The organism is Pseudomonas sp. CH61 (assembly GCF_059429415.1).
Genome location: NZ_CM182098.1, coordinates 1,394,173 through 1,419,652, shown reverse-complemented (window position 1 = coordinate 1,419,652; position 25,480 = coordinate 1,394,173). Strand labels below are relative to the sequence as shown.

The 25,480-nt window shown below is 60.5% G+C and carries 16 protein-coding genes; 8 read left to right on the top strand and 8 right to left on the bottom strand.

Annotated features, from left to right (window positions below; translation table 11 throughout):
• Positions 1 to 2: 2 nt before the first annotated feature.
• From AC5SEM_RS06265 to AC5SEM_RS06235, 7 genes are all read right to left on the bottom strand, one after another.
• Positions 3 to 3,179 carry a transporter substrate-binding domain-containing protein gene (locus AC5SEM_RS06265; protein ID WP_495472403.1) on the bottom strand — a complete coding sequence of 1,059 codons (3,177 nt, stop codon included), beginning with the start codon at positions 3,177 to 3,179 and terminating at the stop codon, positions 3 to 5.
• A 52-nt stretch (positions 3,180 to 3,231) separates the two neighbouring features.
• Complete coding sequence (locus AC5SEM_RS06260) at positions 3,232 to 3,858, bottom strand: response regulator (protein WP_495472402.1); 627 nt, start codon at positions 3,856 to 3,858, stop codon at positions 3,232 to 3,234.
• Positions 3,859 to 3,993: 135 nt separating this feature from the next.
• Entirely contained in the window at positions 3,994 to 4,437 is a 444-nt protein-coding gene (locus AC5SEM_RS06255) for a chemotaxis protein CheY (RefSeq protein ID WP_495472401.1), read from the bottom strand.
• 187 nt (positions 4,438 to 4,624) lie between these two features.
• Positions 4,625 to 5,341: an MgtC/SapB family protein gene (locus AC5SEM_RS06250; protein WP_007913384.1), complete on the bottom strand. Its 717-nt coding sequence runs from the start codon at positions 5,339 to 5,341 to the stop codon at positions 4,625 to 4,627.
• Between the two features lie 143 nt (positions 5,342 to 5,484).
• The gene (mgtA, locus tag AC5SEM_RS06245; RefSeq protein WP_495472400.1) at positions 5,485 to 8,184 is read right to left on the bottom strand and encodes a magnesium-translocating P-type ATPase; all 2,700 of its coding nucleotides are present in this window, start codon (positions 8,182 to 8,184) and stop codon (positions 5,485 to 5,487) included.
• A 571-nt stretch (positions 8,185 to 8,755) separates the two neighbouring features.
• Positions 8,756 to 10,090 carry a lysine N(6)-hydroxylase/L-ornithine N(5)-oxygenase family protein gene (locus tag AC5SEM_RS06240; RefSeq protein WP_116030990.1) on the bottom strand — a complete coding sequence of 445 codons (1,335 nt, stop codon included), beginning with the start codon at positions 10,088 to 10,090 and terminating at the stop codon, positions 8,756 to 8,758.
• Positions 10,091 to 10,224: 134 nt separating this feature from the next.
• Positions 10,225 to 10,707 (bottom strand): sigma-70 family RNA polymerase sigma factor, encoded by a 483-nt coding sequence (locus AC5SEM_RS06235; RefSeq protein WP_116030988.1) that lies wholly within the window; start codon positions 10,705 to 10,707, stop codon positions 10,225 to 10,227.
• 322 nt (positions 10,708 to 11,029) lie between these two features.
• On the opposite strand from AC5SEM_RS06235, the gene AC5SEM_RS06230 reads away from it, so the two are divergent.
• From AC5SEM_RS06230 to AC5SEM_RS06220, 3 genes are read left to right on the top strand one after another with little or no spacing between them, the layout of a single operon-like run.
• On the top strand, positions 11,030 to 12,202 hold the full coding sequence (locus AC5SEM_RS06230; protein ID WP_331695288.1) for an efflux RND transporter periplasmic adaptor subunit: 1,173 nt from the start codon (positions 11,030 to 11,032) through the stop codon (positions 12,200 to 12,202).
• Positions 12,203 to 14,176 (top strand): MacB family efflux pump subunit, encoded by a 1,974-nt coding sequence (locus tag AC5SEM_RS06225; protein ID WP_495472399.1) that lies wholly within the window; start codon positions 12,203 to 12,205, stop codon positions 14,174 to 14,176.
• A 7-nt stretch (positions 14,177 to 14,183) separates the two neighbouring features.
• Complete coding sequence (locus AC5SEM_RS06220) at positions 14,184 to 15,578, top strand: efflux transporter outer membrane subunit (protein ID WP_495472398.1); 1,395 nt, start codon at positions 14,184 to 14,186, stop codon at positions 15,576 to 15,578.
• A gap of 121 nt (positions 15,579 to 15,699) precedes the next feature.
• Here AC5SEM_RS06220 and pvdP read toward each other — a convergent pair whose 3' ends face one another.
• The gene (pvdP, locus tag AC5SEM_RS06215) at positions 15,700 to 17,319 is read right to left on the bottom strand and encodes a pyoverdine maturation tyrosinase PvdP (RefSeq protein ID WP_495472397.1); all 1,620 of its coding nucleotides are present in this window, start codon (positions 17,317 to 17,319) and stop codon (positions 15,700 to 15,702) included.
• A 185-nt stretch (positions 17,320 to 17,504) separates the two neighbouring features.
• Between pvdP and pvdM the strand changes: the two genes are divergently transcribed.
• From pvdM to AC5SEM_RS06190, 5 genes are all read left to right on the top strand, one after another.
• Positions 17,505 to 18,875, top strand: a complete 1,371-nt coding sequence (pvdM, locus tag AC5SEM_RS06210) for a pyoverdine-tailoring dipeptidase-like protein PvdM (protein ID WP_495472396.1) — start codon at positions 17,505 to 17,507, stop codon at positions 18,873 to 18,875.
• Positions 18,872 to 20,161: a pyoverdine-tailoring periplasmic protein PvdN gene (pvdN, locus tag AC5SEM_RS06205; protein ID WP_495472395.1), complete on the top strand. Its 1,290-nt coding sequence runs from the start codon at positions 18,872 to 18,874 to the stop codon at positions 20,159 to 20,161. The genes pvdM and pvdN overlap by 4 nt, the downstream gene beginning before the upstream one ends.
• A gap of 34 nt (positions 20,162 to 20,195) precedes the next feature.
• Positions 20,196 to 21,104, top strand: coding sequence for a dihydropyoverdine dehydrogenase (pvdO, locus tag AC5SEM_RS06200; protein WP_495472394.1), 909 nt, complete (start codon positions 20,196 to 20,198; stop codon positions 21,102 to 21,104).
• 145 nt (positions 21,105 to 21,249) lie between these two features.
• Positions 21,250 to 22,899, top strand: coding sequence for a cyclic peptide export ABC transporter (locus AC5SEM_RS06195; RefSeq protein WP_116030974.1), 1,650 nt, complete (start codon positions 21,250 to 21,252; stop codon positions 22,897 to 22,899).
• A 98-nt stretch (positions 22,900 to 22,997) separates the two neighbouring features.
• Positions 22,998 to 25,460, top strand: a complete 2,463-nt coding sequence (locus tag AC5SEM_RS06190) for a TonB-dependent siderophore receptor (protein WP_495472393.1) — start codon at positions 22,998 to 23,000, stop codon at positions 25,458 to 25,460.
• Positions 25,461 to 25,480 lie beyond the last annotated feature (20 nt).

Sequence of the window (25,480 nt, the reverse complement as noted above, 5' to 3'; positions counted from 1 at the left end):
GTTCAGGCCTGCAGACGTTGCGCGAGACCGGTCATGGCCTTGCGCAACGTCTCGACCGCGATGCCCAGCGTTGCCGCTTGCGCCTGTTGACTCGCCAGCTCCAGATCAACACACGCCGCCACTACTTGCGCCGCGCCCACCATCTGCGCCCCGCCCTTGATGTGATGAGTCAGTTCACGCAGCCCTGCGCGATCCTGCTCAGGTTGCAAATCAGCAAGACGTTGCAGATCGAGTTGCAAACTGTTCAACACTTCCTTGCGCAATTGTTCGATCAAGCCACGATCATCCCCGGCCATTTGCTCCAGGGTGCTCAGGTCGATTTCCGCCAGCACCGGCGTTTCGCCGGGGTCAACCGCGATGTCGCAATGACTGGCCGCCGCCAATGCCTGCGCCAGGTCATGCAAGCGGATCGGTTTGAACAGACATTCGTCCATGCCGGCATTCAGGCAACGCATCCGCTCCTCGACCTGCGCGTTGGCGGTAAAACCAAGAATCAGACAGGGTTGGCGGCCGGCAAGCGACTCTTCATCACGGATCGCCCGCGCCAGTTGATAACCGTTGCGCCGCGGCATGTTGCAATCGGTGATTACCACATCAAACGCTTGCGCCCGCCAGCGCTCCAGCCCTTCATCGCCGTTCTCGGTGTCGACCGTACGATGGCCGAGTTCACTCAACTGCCAGCACAACAGCAAGCGGTTCACCGGATGATCGTCCACCACCAGAACATTCAGTGAGCACGTCGCGGTGAGCGCAGTGTCTGAGGGCTCCGGGGCCTGTGCGAGGGCTTCCAACAGCGGCAGTTCGAGGCTGACTTCGACCTGTGTTCCTGCGCCCGGTGTACTGTCGAGTCGCAGCGTGCCGCCCATCATTTCGCACAGGCTGCGACTGATCACCAGACCCAATCCGGAGCCGCTGCGTGCGGTTTTCGAATCATGGCTCGCCTGTACGAACGGGCTGAACAGCCGTCGCCGATCGTCTTGGCTGATCCCCACACCGCTGTCTTCAATGAGGACTTTCACCGCCAGGTGCTCGGCGGCCATTGTGGTCACCACCAGTCGCAGGCTGACCTCGCCCTCCTCGGTGAACTTGATCGCATTGCTCAGCAGATTCGACAGCACTTGCTTGAAGCGCGTCGGATCGATCAGCACGTCCACATTGCTGCGCGCATCGAGTTCGATGTGCCACAACAAACGCTTCTGTCGCGCCAGCCCTTCAAACACCCGACACACCGACACCACCAGTTCCCGCAAGTTGGCGCGTTCGGGGGCGAGGGACAAATGCCCGGCCTCGATCCGCGCGATGTCGAGAATGTCGCCGATCAGCGCCAGCAATTGTTGCCCGGCATTGGACGCCACCTGAATCGCCAGACGGTCAGTCACGCCTTCCTCGGCGCGCTTCAAGGCCAGTTCGAGCATGCCGATCAAGGCATTCATCGGTGTACGGATTTCATGGCTCATGGTCGCCAGAAACGTGGTTTTGGCCCGATTGGCGTCGTCCGCCGCGTCCTTGGCTTCCTGCAATTGCTGTAACCACTGCTGGCGTCGGCGAATCTGCTGGCGTTGAAAAACGATCCAGGCCAACGCCAGCGTCAGCAACACTGCCGCACCGGCAAAACCAAGGAGAATCTCGCGACGATGCTGTAACCAATAACTGCCTTCCACCACCACATCGTGGCTCCAGCGCTCCACCAGTTCGTCCATCTGTTGCGGGGCGATGCTCAACAGCGCCTTGTTCAGGATCGAATGCAGTGCCGGCATCTGCGGGGCCGTCGCCAACGCAATGCGCGCCGGTTGATCGCCGATGGTCCCGGTGATGCGCAGGCGCTCGCGGTAGTGACGTGCGATCAGAAAGCGTGCCACCAGCAACGAACTCACCGTGGCGTCGACCTGGCCTTTGGCAATCAATGCCATGCCTTCAGCGGGGCTTTTGACGTCGACCAGACGGATCTGCGGCACGCGCCCCAAGAGATAACTGCGCAACGGATGACCGCGATAAATGGCCAGCCGCTTGCCTGCCAGATCATCAAGATTGAGCGGCCCTTGCGCAGTAATTGCACTGACCAGCACAAACGGATTGTTCAGATAGGCGCGGGTAAATTGCAGTTCGGTTTCGCGCTCGCTGCTCGGCGTCACCACCGGCAACACATCCAGTTCACCGGCCTTGAGCTGTTCGATCTGACGATCCAGCGACGTTCCGCGCACAATCTCGAAGTTCAACCCGCTGCGCTGGCTGATCAAACTCAGCAGTTGCGCCGTCAGCCCACTGAAGCGGCCATCGGCATCGAAAAACGTCAGCGGTGCGAAATCTTCGATGGCACCGACCCGGACCACGGGATGCTGGTCCAGCCACTCCTGTTCATTGGCACTGAGTTGCACCCGGCTCTGCTCAGCCATCTCGGCCAGGCCTACGCTCCAGCGTTGCTCGATGCGCTGGCGACGCTCCATGGGAATGGCCGCCAGTGCCTTGTCAACGATGCGTTTGAGGCGCGCATCGCTGCGCAACAGGGCAAAGCTGAACGAAAGGGCATCCAGCCCCGCAGGACCGGCCAGTTGCAGGTCGTTGCGATAATTGGTGTTGATCAGGTAGTTGGCACTGATCAAGTCGCCCAGATAAACGTCATCCGCGCCGAAGGCCACTGCACCAAGCGCATCCATCGCTGACAGATAGCGCTGCACGTTCGCCTGAGGATAGAACGCTTGCACACTCGCCAACGGCAGATAGTCCTCGACCATGGCCAGACGCTTGCCGGCAAGATCCGTCGGCAACTGTTCTTCGAGTCGGGTCACCAGCATCGGCTGATCTTCAGCGTAGGCACGGGACAAAATGAAGTCCGGGTCGGCGGCTTCAAACTGGTTGGAGGTCCCCAACAGATCGAGATCGCCGCGCTTGAGCGCCGCCATCACGGCATCGCGGTCGGCAAAGCGCCGCACTTCGATACGCACACCCAGTAACTGCGCGAGCAGATCAGCGTAATCGGCGGTCAGGCCCTCAAGTTCCTGTTGATTGCGGGAGATCTCGAACGGTGGGTAATCCGGCCCGGAAATCCCCATGCGCAGCACCGGGTGCTGACGCAGCCATTGGCGATCCTGTTCGTCGAGGCGCAGCTGGACGTTTTCCAGTCCGGTGCGGCTCAGCAATTGCAGCACCTGCGGCGTGTCACTGGCCCAGCAGGTGGCCATCAGGCTCAAGCCCAAACACATAATCCAGCGGCCCGGGCTCATGTGCGGTCGCTCAGATCACATGATTGCGCTTGGCGAAATCGCGCAAGTGCACCGCTGAACTGACCCCGAGTTTTTTCATCAGACGGGTCTTGTAGGTACTCACGGTCTTGTGGCTCAGGTGCATGTCCTCGGCAATCGCCTTGTTGGACTTGCCCTGTCCCAATTGCTGAAAAATGCTCAACTCACGGTCGGAAAGCTGATCGATCATCTGTTTTTCCGTGGTTTGCACGGCATTCAGCGTACTGAAACTGTCCGGGAGTGAGGAAAAATAGGTGTGGCCCGACATCACAGCTCGAATGGCGTTGCGCAGTTGCTCCAGTTGATTGGTTTTGGTCACGTAGGCCATGGCTCCGGCCCGTACGCAGCGATCCTGATAGAACATGGGTTCGTGTGTACTGAACACCAGCACTCGGCAAGCAAAATCATTGGCCTTGATCCTGGCAAGAACCTGCAGCCCGTTGCTTCCCGGCAAATTCAGATCGAGTATCACCAATCGAGGCTGGTGTTGCCGAATGAGCGACACCACCTCGTTGCCTTGGGACGCCTCGTAGATCTGCTTGAATCCTGCGGCTTGCAACACGATCCGGATGGCGGCGCGCACCACCGGATGATCGTCGACGATCAGCGCTGACTTCATGGCCACTCCCGGTGCAAAGTCTGACGAACAGGCCACCGATCGGGGCTGATCCAGACTCAGTGGCTGCGCCGGGACTGTTACATGGAACGGCGAGCAAATCACCTGTCAGACCTGACAGTTGCGGCCAGTGAGTTTTTATGCATGAGCAACGATTTTCACCGACGAGTACGGCTGGCTGGCTGACAACACTTGCCGCCTCGCAGGTGTATCGACCAACGCCATCAGCTGACTGATCGACTGTTTTGAGGGCAGTGCCAAATGGCTGACTTGCACATTTTCCCGGGCGAAACCCGAGGCCTGTTGTAACGGCGCCGTGGCTTCGTTGTAGATCAGTACCTGACGAACCTGCGGGTTATCCAGGAAAAAACCCAGCAGATCCAGCGAGCCCTTGGCGAGTTCGGCATTGATGACCACCGCATCGAACGGCTCGCACCCGAAGTCCACCAGCGTCAGCAGTTCGGTCAGGCTCTGTGCCGGAGCCACACGGTAATAATCGAGGCTGTTGAACAGCCGCTCGATTTTCAACCGGTGGAAATGCTGCGTGTCGGCGATCAGGATGCGCAGGGCTTTATTGATCATGGTCAATCTCCCGGGGTCACGGTTTCTGGGTGCGGCAAGACTACGCAAGCCCCGGGGCCGGTTCTGTAGGAATATTCCGAAAAATACGGTTATTCATCGCAGGCTCAACGAGCCTGACCATCACTCGACGCTTTGGTGACCGTCTCAACCCCCTGGAAGATGGAGAGCGGTTTATTCGGTAGTACTTTTATTCAGTAGTGCTAGGACTCCAGAACGCCTGCACCACCAGCGCCGATGTGGAAATCCGCGCCACCAGAGCGTCGAGTTCATCACCATCGACCGATGTCGTCGCCAGCGTCGCTTCGATCTCGATTTCATCGGCGCCGAACGCATGCACATCGACGTCACTGGCCGGGTAGTTGCTGCGCTCAAGCTCGGCTTCGAGCAAGGCGAACACGGCGGTTTGCTGGGAGCGGCGGGCGATGACGTAGACGATATTGGTGACTTCCGCCGAGACCACGTCCAGTGGCTGACGGTTGATGTTGTTGACGATCGGCCGCAGCAAAGTGTTGGCGGCGAGGATGAACAGTGTGCCGAGCACGGCTTCGGCGAGCAGGTCAGCACCGGCACAGGCGCCGACCGCTGCGGAGGTCCACAGGGTCGCGGCGGTGTTGAGGCCGCGCACGTTGCCCTCTTCGCGCATGATCACCCCGGCGCCGAGAAAACCGATGCCGGACACCACGTAGGCGACCACACGCACCGCGCCCTCGGCGCCGGCGAGACGGTTGGCCATGTCGACGAAAATCGCTGCACCGACGGCGACCAGCACATTGGTGCGCAGGCCGGCAGTGCGTTGCCGGTACTGGCGCTCGAAGCCGATCAGGCCACCGAGAATGAACGCGGCGCTGAGGCTGACCAGGGTGTCGAGCAGCGAATCGAGGTTGAGGTTGTTGATGGCTTGCATGATGAAATCCTTGAGAACACAAAGTCCCCCTGTGGGAGCGAGCCTGCTCGCGAAGGCGTTTTTCAGCCACAGCTGTAGTGGCTGACACTCCGCTTTCGCGAGCAGGCTCGCTCCCACAGGGGGAAATGGTGTTGGCCGTGCTGTTATTGCCAGCCGAACCGGCGGATGTAAAAACCTTTCACTGCCTGGGTCAGCGCCATGTACGCCAGCAGGATCACCGGCAGGAACACGAAGTACAGCGACGGCAGCGCCTGCAATTTGAAGTAGTGCGCCAGCGGCCCCATCGGCAGGAAGATGCCGACCGCCATGATGATCCCGGTCATTACCAGCAGCGGCATGGCTGCACGGCTTTGCAGGAACGGAATCTTCGGCGTGCGGATCATGTGCACGATCAGCGTCTGGGTCAGCAACCCGACCACGAACCAGCCGGACTGGAACAGCGTCTGGTGATCCGGGGTGTTGGCATCGAATACGTACCACATCAAGGCGAACGTGGTGATGTCAAAGATCGAACTGATCGGGCCGAAGAACAGCATGAAGCGCCCGACGTCGCCCGGCTGCCAGCGTTGTGGTTTTTTCAGCATGTCCTCGTCGACGTTATCGAACGGAATGGCAATCTGCGAAATGTCGTAGAGCAGGTTCTGCACCAGCAGGTGCATCGGCAACATCGGCAGGAACGGAATGAACGCACTGGCGACCAGCACCGAGAAGACGTTGCCGAAGTTGGAACTGGCGGTCATCTTGATGTACTTGAGCATGTTGGCGAAGGTGCGCCGCCCTTCGAGCACGCCCTCCTCCAGCACCATCAGGCTCTTTTCCAACAGGATGATGTCGGCCGCTTCCTTGGCGATGTCCACCGCACTGTCCACGGAAATACCGATGTCGGCGGTGCGCAGCGCTGGCGCGTCGTTGATGCCGTCACCCATGAAGCCGACCACGTGACCGTTGCCTTTGAGGATGCGCACGATGCGCTCCTTGTGTGACGGCGTCAGTTTGGCGAAGACGTTGGTGGTTTCCACTGCCACTGCCAGTTCGGCGTCACTCATGCGCTCGACGTCGTTGCCCAGCAGCAAACCTTGCTGAGCGAGACCTACTTCGCGGCAGATCTTCGCCGTCACCAGTTCGTTATCGCCGGTCAGCACCTTCACTGCCACACCGTGTTCGGCCAAGGCCTTGAGCGCTGGCGCGGTGCTTTCCTTCGGTGGATCGAGGAACGCCACGTAACCAATCAGCGTCAGTTCCTGTTCATCAGCCAGGCTGTAAATCTCCCGACCTTCGGGCATCGAGCGGGCGGCCACGGCCACCACGCGCAAGCCTTCAGCGTTGAATGCTGCGGTGACCTGACGAATCCGGGTCAGCAATTCATCGCTCAAGGCTTCATCGACCTCACCGTGACGCACGCGGCTGCACACTGCCAGGACTTCTTCCACGGCGCCTTTGCAGATCAGTTGATGTGGCTGGCCACGGCCTTCGACCACCACCGACATGCGCCGACGATTGAAGTCGAACGGGATCTCATCGACCTTGCGAAACGCCGTACCGACTTTCAGTTCGCGGTGGATTTCCACGTGTTCCAGCACCGCGACATCCAGCAGATTTTTCAGACCGGTCTGGTAGTAGCTGTTGAGGTAAGCCATTTCCAGCACGTCGTCGGAATCGGCGCCCCAGACATCGACATTGCGCGCCAGGAAGATCTTGTCCTGAGTCAGCGTGCCGGTTTTGTCGGTGCACAGCACGTCCATGGCGCCGAAGTTCTGGATCGCGTCGAGGCGTTTGACGATGACTTTTTTCCGTGACAGAAATACCGCGCCTTTGGCCAGCGTCGAGGTGACGATCATCGGCAGCATTTCCGGGGTCAGGCCGACGGCAATTGACAGCGCGAAAAGCAGCGCTTCAGTCCAGTCGCCCTTGGTGAAGCCGTTGATGAACAGCACCAGCGGCGCCATGACGAACATGAAACGGATCAACAGCCAGCTGACTTTGTTGACGCCTTGCTGGAATGAAGTCACTGCACGATCAGTGGCGCCGACACGCTGAGCCAGCGCGCCGAAATAGGTGCTGTTGCCAGTGGTGAGAATCACCGCCACCGCCGTGCCGGAGACAACGTTGGTGCCCATGAACAGGATGTTGTCCAGCTCCAGCGGATTGCGCGTGTCGCGATCAGCCTGACGCGGAAACTTCTCTACCGGCATCGATTCGCCGGTCATCGCCGCCTGGCTGACGAACAGATCCTTGGCGCTGAGCACGCGGCAATCGGCAGGAATCATGTCACCGGCCGAGAGCACGATCAGATCGCCCGGCACCAATTGCTTGATCGGCAATTCGCTGCGCGGCGCATCACGGCGCATCACCGTCGCGGTATTGCTGACCATGGCTTTCAGCGCATCGGCGGCCTGGTTGGATTTGCTTTCCTGCCAGAAGCGCAGCAGCGTCGACAGCACCACCATGGAGAAAATCACCACGGCGGCCTTGAGGTCTTCGGTCAGCCACGAGATCACCGCCAACAGCGTCAGCAGCAGGTTGAACGGGTTTTTGTAGCAGTGCCACAGGTGAATCCACCATGGCAGCGGCTGCTCGTGTTCGACTTCGTTGAGGCCGTATTGCGCACGCAGCGCATCGACTTCGAAATCGGTCAGACCATCGGAATGCGTGCCGAGTGACGACAGCAATACACCGCTGTCGCAATGCGCGGCATCGACCAACGTGTTGGCCAGAGTGGGCGGGACTTCACGGCTGACCGTGGTGTCGTTGATCGATTCCAGCAGCGCCAGGCGACGGAAGTGTCGGGCGATGTGGCGGGTCCGCAGGAAGCCTGCGAAAAATTCCTTGAGCGTAAGTTTCATGGCTGTTGCCCCTATGGTCAGCCGGGAAACCGTCAAGCAGGTACGGCCGCGCCTCGTCCGCCGGAAAAACCGGCACGGCAAGGCCTGGCGCGCCGGTCAGAAAAGACAGGCGTGTCGATAGGGCTGCGATCGCGACAATGAAGTCGAAATCACGCTCTGTTCAGCGTCGATGAGAAGGAACGTCCAGACATGACCACTGACGGGCCATGCACGGGATGCCGCTGCTCGCTTTTACGGCGAGACAACGACAGAGAAAGTCTGCGTTATCTTGCCGAGAATCTGCCGGTTACCGAGACCGGCCGACAACTGTCACTCGAACAAGTACCCACTGTGGGTCTCCGCTATTGATGAAAACGCGCGAAGCTTACGCCCCGATGTCTGCAGAGTAAACCCGCAAAAGGAGGTGTGTCGGGGAATGTGGCGGATGTTCAGGAAGGGTTCAGGATTGTGAAACTCTGGTGTTTTCGAGAGCCCCATCGCGAGCAGGCTCACTCCTACATTGGTCCTGCGTACACAGAACATTGTAGGAGTGAGCCTGCTCGCGATAGCGGTGTATCAGGCGCCGCTGATCTTAGCTGGCGGTTGCTAACAACAGATCCGCCATCGACCGATGCCCACGGTTCTTGCCATGTTCATACAACGAACCGGCAATCTCGTCCGCGCGAATCGGCAGCACCGACAGCAGTGTGTCGCTCAGACCATGGCTGGCCTGGCAGAAGCCCTGCATGTAGAGGCCAGCCTTGCAGCGCTCGTCGGTGATCAGTTTGTAGTTGCGATCGACTTCGAAGTCACCCAGGTACTCTTCGAGCGGCGCCAGCAGTTTGCGGTGCATCTGCCGCTCGTAACCGGTGGCCAGTACCACGGCGTCGTAGTTGCGCACGGTGACTTCGCCAGTGGCGTTGTTGCGCACGGCCAGTTCGATACCGTTTTCGGTGGCGGTGGCTTTCTCGACGGTGGTCAGGGTGCGGAACGCGTGACGGGCAATCCCCGAGACCTTCTGACGATAGAAGATGCCGTAGATACGCTCGATCAGGTCGATGTCGACCACCGAGTAGTTGGTGTTGTGGTACTCGTTGACCAGACGCTCACGCTCGGCGCTGTTCTGCTGGAACACCAGGTCGGTGAATTCCGGGGAGAACACTTCGTTGACGAACGGGCTGTCATCCGCCGGTTTCAGGGCCGAACCACGCAGGATCATGTCGACCTGCACCGACGGGAACGAATCGTTCAGATCGATGAAGGCTTCCGCCGCGCTCTGGCCGCCACCGATGATCGCGATGCTCATCGGCTGATTGTTCACGCACGGTTGCTTGGCCATTTGCGACAGGTATTGCGAATGGTGGAAGACGCGGGTGTCGCCCTTCAGCGCTTTGAACGCCTCCGGGATCCGCGGGGTGCCGCCAGCGCTGACGACAACCGAGCGCGTGGTACGCACAAATTGCTGACCATCGCTGCCACGGGAAATCACCCGCAGCGCTTCAACCTGATGGTTGTGCAGCACCGGCTCGATGGTCAGCACTTCTTCGCCGTAACGGCTTTGTTCGGTGAACTGCGCGGCGACCCAGCGCAGGTAGTCGTTGTACTCCATGCGGCAAGGATAAAAGGTGCCGAGGTTGATGAAGTCGACCAGACGACCGTGGTACTTCAGATAGTTGACGAAGGAATACGGACTGGTCGGATTGCGCAGGGTCACCAGATCCTTGAGGAAGGAAATCTGCAACTCGCTCTGGGTCGACAGGGTGTTGCCGTGCCAGCTGTAGTTGGCCTGCTTGTCGAGGAACAGCACATCCAGCTCGCCGTGGGTCGGCCCGCGCTCTTGCAGAGCGATAGCCAGCGCCAGGTTCGAAGGGCCGAAACCGACGCCGATCAGGTCGTGAACGATGGGCGATGCAATTGCCTGAGTCATTTCCAGTGTCCTCTGGATGAACCCCTCAACAAGGGGCAAGGAGAGCCTAAGTGACCTGACTGGCCTTGAGCAGGACAGCAGGTCGTCTGTTGAGTAGGAACGAGGACAGTGAAATAAAATTTAACGCGGACGGCTCAATGGGCATCCCATTGCTTGATGCGCAGTCGGCAATGCTTCATGGCATTGACGATGTGCTTTTCCACCAGAGCCTTGGAAATGCCCAGCTGCTGAGCGATTTCCGGGTGTGACAGGCCTTCGATCTTGCGCAGCAGAAAACTTTCACGACACAGCGGTGACAACTCGGCCAGCGCGCGCTGAAGCATCTCCAGGCGCTGGCCATGATCGAGGGTGCCGTGGGGCGACGGGGTGAAATAGCGCTCTTCATTATCGAGCACCTCGAGTGATTCGACCTGGCGCAAAGCGTTGCGGCGATGGTCGTCGATGACCAGATTGAGCGCGGTGCGGTAAAGAAAGGCCCGGGGTTGCTCGATCGGTGTGTCGCTGGAACGTTCCAGCACCCGCAGATAGGCGTCATGCACCACATCTTCGGCAACCTGACGGTTGCCGAGCTTGGCGTTCAGGAAACACACCAGCTCCCGATAGTAGTTTTCCAACATGACTCCCGGCCGCAAACCTGCGGGTTCTGTCCTTGAGCTCACTGAGTTACCGCTGCGCGAAACGCAGTAGCAAGATAGTGGCAACTTGAGGTGCGTAATTTATAGTAATTCTCATATAGATTTAAAGTGGTGTTTGTCGTTGACCGACAAATAGTCCTGCTCTATAGCTGTAACTTCGTGTGTCCGCAGTTAAATTCCCCTGCACTTCCATCGTTTACAGGACAGCTCCCCGTGTCTGTCGCACCTTGCGACAGCGTTCAGTGCTGCCCGAACCTGTGTGCCAGCCGAACGACGGGCCGATTTCCACTGGCCGGAACCCTGCATGAAACGTCCCCGCCCCGCCCGACGCGCCCTGCTCGTAGTCCTCTGTCTGATCCCCGTTGTTGGCTATGCCGCGTGGCAAATGATGCCGCCGGGCCGGGATAAATTCGCCACCGTGCAAGTGTCGCGCGGCGATATCGAAAGCAGCGTTACCGCGCTCGGCACCTTGCAACCACGCCGTTACGTGGACGTCGGTGCGCAGGCGTCCGGGCAGATCCGGAAAATCCATGTCGAAGTCGGCGACGTGGTCAAGGAAGGCCAACTGCTGGTGGAGATCGACCCGTCGACGCAACGAGCCAAGCTCGACGCCGGGCGCTTCTCGATCGAAAACCTCAAGGCGCAATTGCAGGAACAACGTGCCCAGCACGAATTGGCGCAACAGAAGTATCAGCGCCAGCAGAATCTGGCGGCCGGCGGGGCAACCCGCGAGGAAGACGTGCAGACCGCCCGCGCCGAACTGAAAGCCACGCAAGCGCGCATCGACATGTTCCAGGCGCAGATCCGTCAGGCCGAAGCCAGCCTGCGCAGCGATCAGGCCGAGCTTGGCTACACACGGATCTATGCGCCCATGGCCGGCACCGTGGTCGCCCTCGATGCCCGCGAGGGTCAGACTCTCAACGCGCAACAGCAGACGCCGCTGATCCTGCGCATCGCCAAGCTGTCACCGATGACCGTTTGGGCCGAGGTTTCCGAGGCGGATATCGGCCATGTCAAACCGGGCATGACCGCTTATTTCACTACCCTCAGCGGCGGCAATCGGCGCTGGAGCAGCACCGTACGGCAAATCCTCCCGGTGCCACCCAAACCGCTCGATCAGACCAGCCAGGGCGGTGGCAGCCCGGCCAGCAGCAGCAAAAGCGGCAGCGCCCGGGTCGTGCTGTACACGGTTTTGCTCGACGTCGATAACGCCGACAACGCACTGATGGCGGAGATGACCACCCAGGTATTCTTCGTCGCCAATCAGGCCAGGGATGTCCTCACCGCCCCGGTGGCGGCCCTGCAAGGCAGCGACAAAGCCAACCAGCAGACCGCGCAGGTGGTTGCCGCCAACGGCAAAATCGAATCCCGCGAAGTGCGCACCGGTATCAGCGATCGGCTGAAGGTGCAGATTCTCGATGGCCTGAGTGAAGGTGATCACCTGCTGATCGGCCCGGCTGATGGCAACGGGGGTTAAATGCAAACGCCCCTGATCGACCTGCAGGACATCCGCAAATCCTACGGTGGCGGCGACGCGCCGGAAGTTCATGTGCTGCGTGGTATCGACCTGTCGATCCACGCCGGCGAATTCGTCGCGATTGTCGGTGCCTCCGGTTCCGGCAAATCGACGCTGATGAACATCCTTGGCTGCCTCGACCGACCGACGTCCGGCGAATACCGCTTCGCCGGGGAAAACGTCGCTGGCCTCGACAGCGATGAGCTGGCGTGGCTGCGCCGCGAAGCCTTTGGTTTCGTATTCCAGGGTTATCACCTGATTCCGTCCGGCTCGGCCCAGGAAAACGTCGAAATGCCGGCGATCTATGCCGGCACTCCGGCCGCCGAGCGCCACGCCCGCGCCGCCGCCCTGCTCGACCGCCTCGGCCTGGCATCACGCACCGGCAACCGTCCGCACCAGCTCTCCGGCGGTCAGCAACAACGGGTGTCGATTGCCCGCGCCTTGATGAACGGCGGCCACATCATTCTTGCCGATGAGCCAACCGGCGCCCTCGACAGCCACAGCGGCAAAGAGGTCATGGCGCTGCTCGACGAACTGGCCAGTCAGGGCCATGTGGTGATCCTCATCACCCACGATCGCGAAGTGGCGGCACGCGCCAAACGCATCATCGAAATCAGCGACGGCCTGATCATCAGCGACAGCGCCAAAGACAACCCCGAAGCCCAGACCAGCGCCAACCCCGGCGCCTTGCAAGCGGTCGACTTGCGCAAGCGTCTGAGCGAAGGCGCCGAAGCCACCGGCGCGTGGAAAGGCGAGCTGGTGGATGCCTTGCACGCGGCGTGGCGCGTGATGTGGATCAACCGCTTCCGCACGGCGCTGACCCTGCTCGGCATCATCATCGGCGTGGCCTCGGTGGTGGTGATGCTCGCAGTCGGCGAAGGCAGCAAGCGTCAGGTCATGGCGCAAATGGGCGCGTTCGGCTCCAACATTCTTTATCTCAGCGGCTCGGCACCGAACCCGCGCACACCGGCAGGGATCATCACGCTGGACGATGTCCGCGCGGTGGCGAGCCTGCCGCAAGTGCAGCGGATCATGCCGGTCATCGGCGCCGAAGCCGGCGTGCGCTACGGCAATGTCGACCACTTGAGTTACGTCGGCGGCAATGACACCAACTTCCCGGCCATCTTCAACTGGCCGGTGGTTCAGGGCAGCTACTTCACCGAGAAGGACGAACAGAATGCCTCGGCCGTGGCCGTGATCGGCAACAAGGTCCGCAACAAATTGCTCAAGGACGTCGCCAACCCGATCGGCCAATACATCCTGATCGAAAACGTACCCTTCCAGGTCGTCGGCGTCTTGGCGGAAAAAGGCGCCAGCTCCGGCGATTCCGACAGTGACGACCGCATCGCCGTGCCTTACTCGGCAGCCAGCGTGCGCCTGTTCGGCACGCGTGACCCTGAATACGTAGCGATTGCCGCTGCCGATGCGCGCAAGGTCAAGCAAGCCGAGCACGCCATCGAACAGCTGATGCTGCGCCTGCACAACGGCAAGAAGGACTTCGAGCTGACCAACAACGCCGCAATGATTCAGGCCGAGGCGCGCACGCAGAATACCCTGTCGCTGATGCTCGGTTCGATTGCCGCGATTTCGCTGCTGGTCGGCGGCATCGGCGTGATGAACATCATGCTGATGACCGTGCGCGAGCGGACTCGCGAAATCGGTATCCGCATGGCCACCGGTGCGCGTCAGCGCGATATTCTGCGCCAGTTCCTCACCGAAGCCGTGATGCTCTCGGTGGTCGGCGGCATCGCCGGGATCGCCCTGGCGCTGATCGTCGGCGGTGTATTGATCCTCAGCGAAGTCGCCGTGGCATTTTCGTTGATCGCGGTGCTCGGCGCCTTCGGCTGCGCCCTTGTGACCGGTGTTGTCTTCGGCTTCATGCCGGCCCGCAAAGCTGCCCGGCTCGACCCGGTCACGGCCCTTACCAGTGAATGATCGACCTATGAAACCGCGCCTCAGTTTATTGACCGTGTGCCTGATCCTCAGTGCCTGCGGCAGTCCCGTGCAACGTCCGGACAGTGGCGTGCAAGCGCCTGCTGCCTGGCAATCGCCGCACCACGAAAGCATCACTCGCAACAACCCGCAGTGGTGGACCCAGTTCGGCAGCCCGCAACTGGATCGCCTGATCGAACAGGCGCGCGTCGGCAGCTTCGATCTTGCCGCTGCGGTGGCCCGAGTGCGCCAAGCGCAGGCCAGCACAGTGATTGCCAGCGGCTCGTTGCTTCCAGAGGTCAAGGCCGGGCTCAATGCCAATCGGCAGAAACTGTTGCGCGGCAATGGCTACAGCCAGCTGGATGCCGACAGCAGCAACAAGGCTGTGGACTACTTCGATGCCAGTTTGAGCGCCACGTATGAAATCGATTTCTGGGGCGGCAAACGCGCCTCCCGCGACAGTGCGCAATTCACCTTGCAGGCCAGCGAGTTCGATCGGGCGACCGTCGAACTGACCCTGCTCAGCAGCGTCGCCAGCACTTATGCGCAAACCTTGTCATTGCGCGAGCAAAGCCGCATCGCCGAACTGAATCTGGCCAACGCACAGAGCGTGTTGAAACTGGTGCAGACGCGCTTTGATTCGGGTTCGGCCACCGCACTGGAACTGGCGCAGCAGAAAAGCCTGGTCGCGGCCCAGCAACGGCAATTGCCGCTGGTGCAACAACAGGCGCAGGAAGCCTTGATCAGCCTCGCCGCCCTGCTCGGCCAATCGGTACAGCAGTTGGCGGCCAACCAGGAATCATTCGATCGCCTGCAATGGCCGGGGATTGCCAGTGGCGTGCCCAGCGATTTGCTCACCCGCCGCCCCGACATCGCCCGCGCTGAAGCGCAACTGGCCGCCGCCCGGGCCGACGTCAAAGTCGCCCGCGCCGCCATGCTGCCCGCCGTCACCCTGACGGCGCAGATAGGCTCGGGGGCCAACCAGTTCGACGACTTGATCCGCAGCCCCTTCTACAACCTGACTGCCGGACTGCTCGCGCCGGTCTTCAACAACGGCCGCCTGAGCGCTGAGCGCGACAAGGCCACGGCGCGTCAGGAGGAACTGCTGCAGAGCTATCGCGGCGCGATCATCAACGGTTTTGCCGACGTCGAAAAAGCCCTCAACAGCATTCGCGGCCTCGATGAACAACGCCAGTGGCAGAGCGAAGAACTGAATCAGGCGCAGACCGCGTTCAACATTGCCCAAAGCCGCTATCAGGCGGGCGCCGAAGATTTGCTGACCGTGCTGGAAACCCAACGCACGCTGTATGCGGCGCAGGACCTGAACGTGCAACTGCGGCTGTCGCGGATGCAGGCGAGCATTGCCTTGTACAAGGCGCTTGGGGGTGGGTGGCAGGCTTTTTAATTGCGCAGCCTGTCAGGCCGCTTTCGCGAGCAGGCTCGCTCCCACATTTGACCGAGTTCCTTCACTAGGAATGAGATCCAGTGTGGGAGCGAGCCTGCTCGCGAAGAACGATGACGCGGTCTCAAGCCGAAGTTTGTTTCGGCTTGAGATTGCGCGCATACCACGGTCGCTGCGGCACGCGGCGGAACAGATTGGCGAGTTTCTTTTCGTCTTCGCCGAAGGTGATGCGCAGCGCCAGCTTCATGGTTTCCGGATCCATCTCCACCGACCTTCCCACCTGCAAACCCGGCGTGGTGCTGCAACCGTGGGTGTCCGGCCCCAGCCACGGATCCGCGACTTCGACCCAGCGACCTGGGGCAAACCACTTTACGCCGTTAACCTCAAGGCGCGTGACCTGACCGGGATGGAAGCGCTCGTGCGCCCGATACCAATCCTCGACACGATCATCGATCCAGCCATGGAAATGCCAGAACACCGGATTCACATGGGAAGAGAACGGGTCGCCGAGAAAGTCGTTTTCCGGGGCGAACCAGCGCGCGGCGAAGTCGTCGAGATCCCGCGCCATAGGTACCGGCTGACCGTTGGAAGGGTCGCGCGGCACCGACGCCCAGCGCATGTGCAGCCAGTCGTGCAGACCGAGTTCCACTTCCGAGCCGAACTGGCCCAAAGTCAATTTCGACAGATATTGCGGATCGCGGTACTGCGATTCCCAGACTTCAAAATTGCTTTGATAGGTCTCGGCGGTTTTCAGATCGCTGACCCACTGGGTGTATTCGTCATCTTCGGCCGCCAGCCAGGTTGGCGGCAGCGCCGTGCCATCGTGGTTGTCGAAGTAGCGCGCGAAGCCCTGGCGGTCGCGGATCAGCTCCGGTTGCGGCAATGGGAAGAACTGCCACGACGGCAGATCCATCATCGAGCGTGCCGTGCCGAGCATGTGCCGGTGCATGAAAAAGAAATCGATGCCGGAGCCGTTACGATCCTTGTGCACACCGCGGGCGTCGCGCTCCTTGTCACGCGGACCGGGCTGCCAGCCCAAGCCGCGTAATGCGTTGCGCTTGTCCTCGGACAGGGTGTGCCACTTGTCACGGGTGGCGTGCCAGACCTGATGGAACAGGCGATGTTCGGGCGAAACTAACCACGCCAGCAATGGCTCGTTGAGTGGCGTGCGTTGGCGGGCTTCAGGGAACAGGCATTTCACCGCGATGAAGCGATTATCCTGAGCGGGCAAGGCCAACGGGCGATCAAGGCGCTGCACCGTGCCACTGAGGGTGCCGCTGCCGGCATTGCCGAAGTCAGCCCAGACTTCATCGAGGATCATGTTCAGTTCGTAATCGACGCGACCGTCAGTGCCGAGCAACCGCCAACTGAGTTTCGAGGCCTCTGCCCCGGCCAGATCGCCAAGAATTCGGTAACGAGGTGTTTCATCACTGCGCAAACGCTCGGCAGTGTCGAGGAAGCCATTGACGCCCCGGCCCTTCTGACCGATGTCGACAAACACTTCCAGCCCTTCAGCCGGCAAGCCATCGAGGCCGGCGTCAATGCCGGTAAATCGAATTTTCCAGACCCCGCGCAAGGCGTTGGCCAGGCGCTGCCCGGCCACGTCAGCGACATCGAACGACGCCTCACCCGGAGTGATCGTCGGGTCAGGCTTCGTCCATTCACGGTGCCCGAAATAAGCCGCAGGCACGGCAGCGCCGGTCAACGCCAGGCCTGCCATGAACCATCGTCGAGAAATCCTCATTGCCCTACCTGTGTCAGCCATGAAGCAGGCTTTATCCAAGCTAGAACGTTTGCTGCGCGGGTAAATTTATGGGGGTTGCGATCTTTTAACCCGGCGACCTAAATTCCACGGCCATCCACTCGTTCTTCCCAGATAGCAAAGGCCTCTGCGCCTGCACCTCGACGGCGAACCTGACTGAGATGGCAATGACAAAACCACGTTCGAAAAAGGCTCTTTTCATTGGCCTGCCGCTGGCTCTGGCGATCAGTGCCGGCGCCGCTTTCGCGGTCTGGGATATCTGGTTCAAGGACAATCCCGGCTATCCGCACAAGGTCATGCAGCAGGCCGAAGCGCTGCACGAACACATGCTCTCGTTCGACAGTCACATCACCGTCACCCAGGATTTCGGCACCACCGGTAACGAAGTCGACAAGGACGGCAGTGGCCAGTTCGATCTGGTCAAAGCCAACCGTGGTCGCCTGTCCGGTGCGGCGCTGACGATTTTCGGCTGGCCGGAAATCTGGAACGGTGCCAACGCGCCGCACAAACCTACCGCCGGTTTCGTCGACGAAGCACGCAATCAGCAGGAAATCCGCTACAAGATCATTTCCGGCATGGTCCGCGACTTTCCCAACCAGGTCGGGATCGCCTACACCCCTGCCGATTTCCGCTGCCTGCACGGCGAAGGCAAGTTTGCGATTTTCATCAGCATGCTCAACGCCTACCCGCTCGGCCACGACCTCAACCTGCTGGATCTGTGGACGGCGCGCGGTATGCGCATGTTCGGCTTCAGCTACATCGGCAACAACGACTGGGCTGACTCGTCGCGGCCGCTGCCGTTTTTCAATGATTCGCCGGACGCCCTCGATGGCCTGTCGGATCTGGGCAAGCAAGCGGTCAAACGCCTCAACGACCTGGGCGTGATCATTGATGTCTCGCAGATGTCGACCAAGGCCCTGGAGCAGGTCGCGCAACTGAGCCGCACACCTTTGGTGGCGTCGCACTCGGCACCACGGGCGATGGTGGACATCCCGCGCAACCTCAGCGACAAGGAATTGCAGCTGATCAAGAACAGCGGTGGCGTGGTGCAGATCGTCGGTTTCTCGCAGTACCTGCGCCCGCTGACCCAAGGCACCCAGGACAAGCTCAACGAACTGCGCAAACGCTACGACCTGCCGCCGCTGCCAAACCTGGCCATGGCGCTGATGCCGGGCGACCCGATCATCGCCGCATGGTCCGAGCAGAAGTTCGGCGAGTACGCCGGCCAGCTCTACGCCATCCTCGAAGAAGAGCCGAAAGCCAGCCTCAAGGACTTGGGCGACGCCATCGATTACACGGTGCGCAAGATCGGCATCGACCACGTCGGCATCAGCTCGGACTTCAACGAAGGGGGCGGCGTCAAAGGCTGGGAGAACGTCGGCGAGATTCGCAACGTCACCGCTGAACTGATTTCACGCGGCTACTCCGAAGCCGACATCGCCAAGCTCTGGGGCGGCAACTTTCTGCGCGTCTGGGATCAGGTCGAGAAATCTGCCAAACCGGCGCTGGCCACTGCTCGGGATGTCGTCAAGCCATGAGCAACCGTCGTGACTTCTTGAAGCAGGCCGGGATTCTCGCCGCGGCACTGCCATTGGGTGCGAGCCTGCCAAACGTCGCCGCTGCCGCGCCCGCAGCGCCCGCCACAGCGTTGCCGCGCGACAAGTGGCGGCAGTTGCAGCAGTTGTTCAATCAGGATCCTGACTACCTGCACTTTTCCAACTTCCTGATTACCACCCACCCGAAACCGGTGCGCGAGGCGATTGAAATGCACCGCGCCGCCCTCGATAAAAACCCCGGGCTGGCGATGGACTGGGACGTCGGCGTGATCGAACAGCGCGAACACGACGTACGCGTCTGGGCCGGCCAATACCTGCAAGCCGATGCCAGGCAAATCGCCCTGACCGGCAGCACCACCGAAGGTCTGACGATGATTTATGGCGGTGTGCACGTGCGCGCCGATCAGGAAATCCTCACCACCGAACACGAGCATTACGCCACCCACACGATTCTGGAACTGCGCAGCGAACGCGAAGGCACCAAGGTGCGCAAGATTCGCCTGTTCGACGACCCGCAAAAGATCAGTGAAAAAGAATTACTGGCCAACATCGACCGCAGCATCCGCCCGGAAACCCGCGTACTCGGTATGTGCTGGGTGCATTCGGGCAGTGGCGTGAAACTGCCGCTCGGCGCCATCGGCGCGCTGGTCGACAAACACAACCGCGGCCGCAGCGATGCTGACCGGATCATTTACGTGGTCGACGGCGTGCACGGTTTTGGCGTCGAGGACCTGAGTTTCCCGGCGATGAATTGCGACTTCTTTATCGCTGGCACGCACAAATGGATGTTCGGCCCGCGCGGCACCGGCATCGTGTGCAGCCGCACGCCGGAAGTGAAATACGTCACGCCGATCATCCCGACGTTCTCCGAGGCCGAGCACTTTTCCACGACGATGACGCCGGGCGGTTACCACGCCTTCGAACACCGCTGGGCGCTGACCGAGGCGTTCAAATTGCACCTGCAATTGGGCAAAGCCGAGGTGCAGGCGCGCATCCATGAACTCAATAGCTACCTGAAAAAACGTCTGCTGCAACGCCCGCAGATCGAGCTGGTGACGCCGCTGAACCCCGAGTTTTCTGCCGGATTCACCTTCTTCCGGGTCAAGGGCAAGGACAGCGACAAGATCGCCGCGCACCTGATGGCCAACCGCGTGGTTGCCGATGCCGTGACCCGTGATGTCGGCCCGGTGATCCGCACCGCCCCCGGTTTGCTCAACAGCGAAGCGCAGATCGACCGCCTGCTGGACATCCTCGACCAGGCCCTGTGAAGCCGATCCTTTTTTCCTTTTAGCGAGACGCGAAATGAACAGTGAGTTACCTCGTTTTTCCTTGAAAGTCCTGCCTGCCCTGATGCTCGCCGCCCTCGCCGCCGGCCTGTTGCCGAGCGCCGCTCAGGCCGCAACACCACCCGCGCCAGGCAAAGTGTTCAAAGAGTGCAAGGATTGCCCGGAAATGGTCGTGCTACCGACCGGCACCTTCACCATGGGCACCCCGGAAGACGAAGTCGGCCGCGAGCCTGACGAAGGCCCGATGCACCCGGTGACGTTCGCCAGACCCTTGGCCATCAGCCGCTTTCAAGTGCTCAAGGGCGAGTGGTTCGCCTTCCTCAAAGACACCGGCTACCAGATGCCTGACGGCGATGACCGCCCGGGTCGTGCCTGCAAGGCCGGGATCCCGGACTACCAGGGCAGTGATCCGCGCAAGCAATACACCGACCGCCACCCGGCCGTGTGCATGGACTTTGCCGAGGTCAACGCCTATGTCGCGTGGCTGTCGAAAAAGACCGGCAAGCAATACCGCCTGGTCAGCGAATCCCTGCGCGAATACGCCGCCCGTGGCGGTACCAGCGGCCCGTTCCCCTTCCCGTTCGATGAAGGCAAGGAATACAGCATCGCCAAACACGCCAACACCTATGGTGCTGCCGATGGCTACAACTTCACCGCCCCGGCTGGCAGCTTCGCGCCGAACGCCTTTGGCGTGTACGACATGCACGGCAATGTCTACGAATGGACAGCCGACTGCTACAACGAAAACTACGTCGGCGCACCGAGCGATGGCAGTGCCTGGCTGACCGGCAAGTGTGAATTCAAGCGCATCCGTGGCAACGATTGGGGTGAGGCTCCGGTGTTTTCTCGCTCCGGCAACCGCAATGCACTGGTGCCCGGTGATCGCGGCGACTGGATCGGCTTCCGGGTTGCCCGCGATCTGTAACGACCACGCCGCTTAAATTAACCCCCCCTCCAGTCGTTTTACAGGTGGGCGCGCTCCAAAGCGACGCGCCCCCGCCCTCAACGTCACCCAGGTGAAGGCCGCCACCGATGCCGGCCTTCGTCGTTCTTACAAGCAGGGAACCTCCATGAGCAAACCAACACGCGGGGTGATCAATGAATTGTTCACCCTGCTCAAACCCTTTCGTCTGATTGTTGCCGGCTCGATCCTGCTGGGCATGGTCGGTGGCCTGAGCGTTACCGTGCTGCTGGCGACGATCAACAATGTCCTGCATGCCGAGGGCGGCCTGACCAACACCGTGGTCGCCGCGTTCGCCGGGTTGTGCCTGCTGGCACTGGTCAGTTCGATTTTTTCCGATATCGGTACCAACTACGTCGGCCAGAAAATCATTGCCAAGCTGCGCAAGGAGCTGGGTGAAAAAGTCCTCTCGGCGCCGATCGAACAGATCGAACGCTATCGCAGCCATCGTCTGATTCCGGTGCTGACTCACGATGTCGACACCATCAGCGATTTCGCCTTTGCGTTCGCGCCGCTGGCTATTTCCCTGACCGTGACACTGGGCTGCATGGGCTATCTGGCGATGCTGTCGTGGCCGATGTTTCTGATGATGGTCGTAGCGATCATTATCGGCACCGTTGTTCAGTACATCGCTCGTGGCCACGGCATCAAGGGGTTCATGGAGGCCCGCGATTCCGAAGACGAACTGCAAAAGCACTACAACGCGATTGCCGAAGGCGCCAAAGAGTTGCGCATTCATCGCCCGCGCCGGCACCGCATGTTCGTCTCGGGTATCGAGCACACCGCCGACAAGATTTGCGACACGCAGATTCGCTCGGTGAACATTTTCGTGGTCGCGAAAACGTTCGGTTCGATGCTGTTCTTTGTCGTGATCGGTTTGGCGCTGGCCCTGCAGTCACTCTGGCCGAGCACTGACAAAGCGGTGATGAGCGGCTTCGTGCTGGTGCTGCTGTACATGAAAGGACCGCTGGAGCATCTGATCGGCACGCTGCCGATTGTCAGCCGCGCACAGATCGCCTTCCGCCGTATTGCCGAGTTGTCGGAGCAGTTCTCCTCGCCAGAGCCGCACCTGCTGCTCAGCGATCAGGGCAATCGCAAAACCCCGGTGCACAGCCTGGAACTGACCGACGTCGCCTACAGCTTCCCGGCGGTCGAAGGCGCCACGCCATTCCGCCTGGGGCCGGTGAACCTGAAAATCGATCAGGGCGACATCATTTTCATCGTCGGCGAAAACGGTTGCGGCAAGACCACCCTGATCAAGTTGCTGCTGGGACTTTACGCGCCGCAGCAGGGTGAAATCCGCCTCAACGAGCAAGTGGTCACCGCCCTCACCCGCGACGATTACCGACAATTGTTCACGACGATTTTCGCCGACTACTACCTGTTCGACGACGTGGTGCAGGGCGACACGCATATCCCCGAAGACGCCAACCAGTACCTGCAACGCCTGGAGATCGCGCACAAGGTCAGCGTGCGTGACGGCTCGTTCACCACCACCGATCTGTCGACCGGTCAGCGCAAGCGTCTGGCATTGGTCAATGCGTGGCTGGAGGAACGTCCGGTACTGGTCTTCGACGAGTGGGCCGCCGATCAGGACCCGACCTTCAGAAGAATTTTCTACACCGAACTGCTGCCCGACCTGAAGCGTCTGGGCAAAACCATCATCGTCATTTCCCACGATGACCGCTATTTCGACATTGCCGACCAGTTGGTGCGCATGGAAGCAGGAAAAGTCATTACGGAACTGCAAACGGCGTAAATAGCCACGATTCTCATTCTGGTTTTATGAGCCTCGTGCGTCTAATTAAGAATCGATAACAACTACAACCCAATTAAAACCTGCAAGAGTGAAACACGATGCCAGCAATTCCGGGGATTCCACGTTTTACCAAGGCGCTGATCATGCGTCGCATGTTGCAACCGGGCTTCAGTGCCACTGCTTTCAGCATGGCCCTTGCCTTGCCGTTCAGCGCGCATGTCCAGGCTGAAGAAGTCAGTTTCAATATTCCTGCGCAATCGCTGGCAAGTGCACTGCAGGCGTTGGGCACGCAATCGAACATGCAAGTGCTGTACAGCGCCGATGACGTGCAGGGCTTGCGCAGCCAGCCGGTCAGCGGCCGGTTGTCGCCGTCGCAGGCGCTGTCGCAGATGCTGGTGGGGACCGGCGTCATGTTCACCGTACAAGGCAACACCGTCACCTTGCGCGCCCGATCTTCCGGTAACTCGCTGGAACTGGGTGCGACCAACATCAATGGCAAAGCCGTGGAATCCGCTTACGGCCCGGTCGATGGTTACGTCGCGACCCGCAGTGCCACCGGCACCAAGACTGACACGCCGATTCTCGAAATTCCGCAAACCATCAACGTCGTCACCGCCGAACAAGTACAGACCCAGGGTGCACGCAACCTGACCCAGGCCCTGCGCTACACGCCCGGCCTGAACGTCGGTGGCTTCACCGACCGCAACGCCATCGCCGACGAAATCACCAGCCGTGGCTTCGCGCCGACCCCGCTGTACCTCGACGGCGCCTACCTGCCGTACGCCGGTAGCCTGGGCGGTGCTCCGCAGATCGACCCGTACACCCTCGAGCGTATCGAAGTGCTCAAGGGCCCGTCGTCGGTGCTCTACGGTCAGAACCAGCCGGGCGGCATCATCAACATGGTCTCCAAGCGTCCGACCACCGAACAGCGCAGCCAGGTCAAACTGGGCGCCGGCAGCTACGACCGGGTCAACGGCGCATTCGACACCAGCGGCCCGATCGACGATCAGAAAGAGTTCACCTACCGCGTCATCGGCGTTGGCAAGAAAGGCGGCCAACAGGTCGATCACACGCACAGCGAGCGCATGTTGCTGGCGCCCAGCCTGACCTGGACACCCAACGACGACACGTCCCTGACCCTGCTCGCACAGATCCAGCGTGACGACGGCCTGGAAGACTATCAGGCGCTGCCGATGATCGGCTCGCTCAAGCGCGGCCCGAACGGCGAGCGCATCGACCGCGAGTTTTTCTCCGGCGACTCCAAATACAACGACTACAAGCGTGACCAATACGTCTTCGGCTACGACTTCACGCACAATTTCACCGAAGATCTGAAGTACCGCTCCACCGCGCGTTACACCGACGTACGCGATGACTACAAGGGTTTCTACCTGCGCAGCTTCGTCACCGATGACGCCGGCGTGACCGATTACACCCGCGCCAATCGGGTCAAGCTGAACTGGAAACAGCACAACACCGCGTACACCGTCGATAACAACCTGGAATACAAATTCAACACCGGTGCGCTGGAACACACCACGTTGATGGGCGTCGACTATCGCCATTTCAACCGCAAGTACGACGGCTACAACGCCTATAACGTGTTGCCGATCAACCTGTATGGCGAAAACAACAACTACGACACCAGCAGCGTCACGCCACAACTGGACACCAAGTGGGACAACACCATTCGCCAGACCGGTGTGTACCTGCAAGACCAGATCAAACTGGACAAGTGGATCCTGACCATCGGTGGCCGCCAGGACTGGGCCGAAGTGGAAAACAAGGACCTGCTGGCACGTACCGTCGAAGAGAAGCGTGACCACAAGTTCACCAGCCGCGTGGGCCTGACGTACGTCACCGACTTCGGCCTTGCGCCGTACGTCAGCTACTCCGAATCGTTCCTGCCAACCCTCGGCACCGCAGCACCTGAACGCGGTGGCAAGGGCTTCGAGCCGACCGAAGGCCAGCAGTACGAAGTGGGTGTGAAATACCAGCCGTTCGACCAGACCCTGATCACCGCCTCGGTGTTCCAGATCAAGCAGAAGAACGTGCTGACCGGCGACACCGATTACCCGCAGTACCAGGCCCAGACGGGTGAAGTACGTTCGCGCGGCGTCGAACTGGAAGTCAAATCGACCTTCGACAACATCGACGTGATGGCTGCCGCCAGCTATCTCGACTCCTTCTACACCAAAGACACCTGGGGCAACAAAGACAACCGCAGCGAAGCTCAGGCGCCGGTCTCGGCACTGGTCTGGGCCAACTACCACTTCACCCAGGCGTCGCTCAACGGCCTGACCTTTGGTGCGGGCGCACGCTACACCGGGCGCAAGCCGGGGGATGCGGCCAACTCGTTCGACGTGCCGTCCTACGTTGTCTACGACACCACCGTCAGCTACGACATGGGCAAACTGTCGCCTAGCCTGCGCGGTGTGCAAACCAGCCTGAACGTGCAGAACATCTTTGACCGTGAGTACATCTCGGACTGCAACTACTCGTTCGGTTGCTACTACGGCCAGGAGCGCGTTGCATCGGTTGAAGTGTCTTACGACTGGTAAGCCACCCCACCGACAAAAAA

Coding starts and splice junctions, on each gene's coding strand:
- AC5SEM_RS06265 (WP_495472403.1), bottom strand. CDS start 3,179: ATGGCCACCTGCTGGGCCAGTGACACGCCGCAGGTGCTGCAATTGCTG.
- AC5SEM_RS06260 (WP_495472402.1), bottom strand. CDS start 3,858: ATGAAGTCAGCGCTGATCGTCGACGATCATCCGGTGGTGCGCGCCGCC.
- AC5SEM_RS06255 (WP_495472401.1), bottom strand. CDS start 4,437: ATGATCAATAAAGCCCTGCGCATCCTGATCGCCGACACGCAGCATTTC.
- AC5SEM_RS06250 (WP_007913384.1), bottom strand. CDS start 5,341: ATGCAAGCCATCAACAACCTCAACCTCGATTCGCTGCTCGACACCCTG.
- mgtA (WP_495472400.1), bottom strand. CDS start 8,184: ATGAAACTTACGCTCAAGGAATTTTTCGCAGGCTTCCTGCGGACCCGC.
- AC5SEM_RS06240 (WP_116030990.1), bottom strand. CDS start 10,090: ATGACTCAGGCAATTGCATCGCCCATCGTTCACGACCTGATCGGCGTC.
- AC5SEM_RS06235 (WP_116030988.1), bottom strand. CDS start 10,707: ATGTTGGAAAACTACTATCGGGAGCTGGTGTGTTTCCTGAACGCCAAG.
- AC5SEM_RS06230 (WP_331695288.1), top strand. CDS start 11,030: ATGAAACGTCCCCGCCCCGCCCGACGCGCCCTGCTCGTAGTCCTCTGT.
- AC5SEM_RS06225 (WP_495472399.1), top strand. CDS start 12,203: ATGCAAACGCCCCTGATCGACCTGCAGGACATCCGCAAATCCTACGGT.
- AC5SEM_RS06220 (WP_495472398.1), top strand. CDS start 14,184: ATGAAACCGCGCCTCAGTTTATTGACCGTGTGCCTGATCCTCAGTGCC.
- pvdP (WP_495472397.1), bottom strand. CDS start 17,319: ATGAGGATTTCTCGACGATGGTTCATGGCAGGCCTGGCGTTGACCGGC.
- pvdM (WP_495472396.1), top strand. CDS start 17,505: ATGACAAAACCACGTTCGAAAAAGGCTCTTTTCATTGGCCTGCCGCTG.
- pvdN (WP_495472395.1), top strand. CDS start 18,872: ATGAGCAACCGTCGTGACTTCTTGAAGCAGGCCGGGATTCTCGCCGCG.
- pvdO (WP_495472394.1), top strand. CDS start 20,196: ATGAACAGTGAGTTACCTCGTTTTTCCTTGAAAGTCCTGCCTGCCCTG.
- AC5SEM_RS06195 (WP_116030974.1), top strand. CDS start 21,250: ATGAGCAAACCAACACGCGGGGTGATCAATGAATTGTTCACCCTGCTC.
- AC5SEM_RS06190 (WP_495472393.1), top strand. CDS start 22,998: ATGCCAGCAATTCCGGGGATTCCACGTTTTACCAAGGCGCTGATCATG.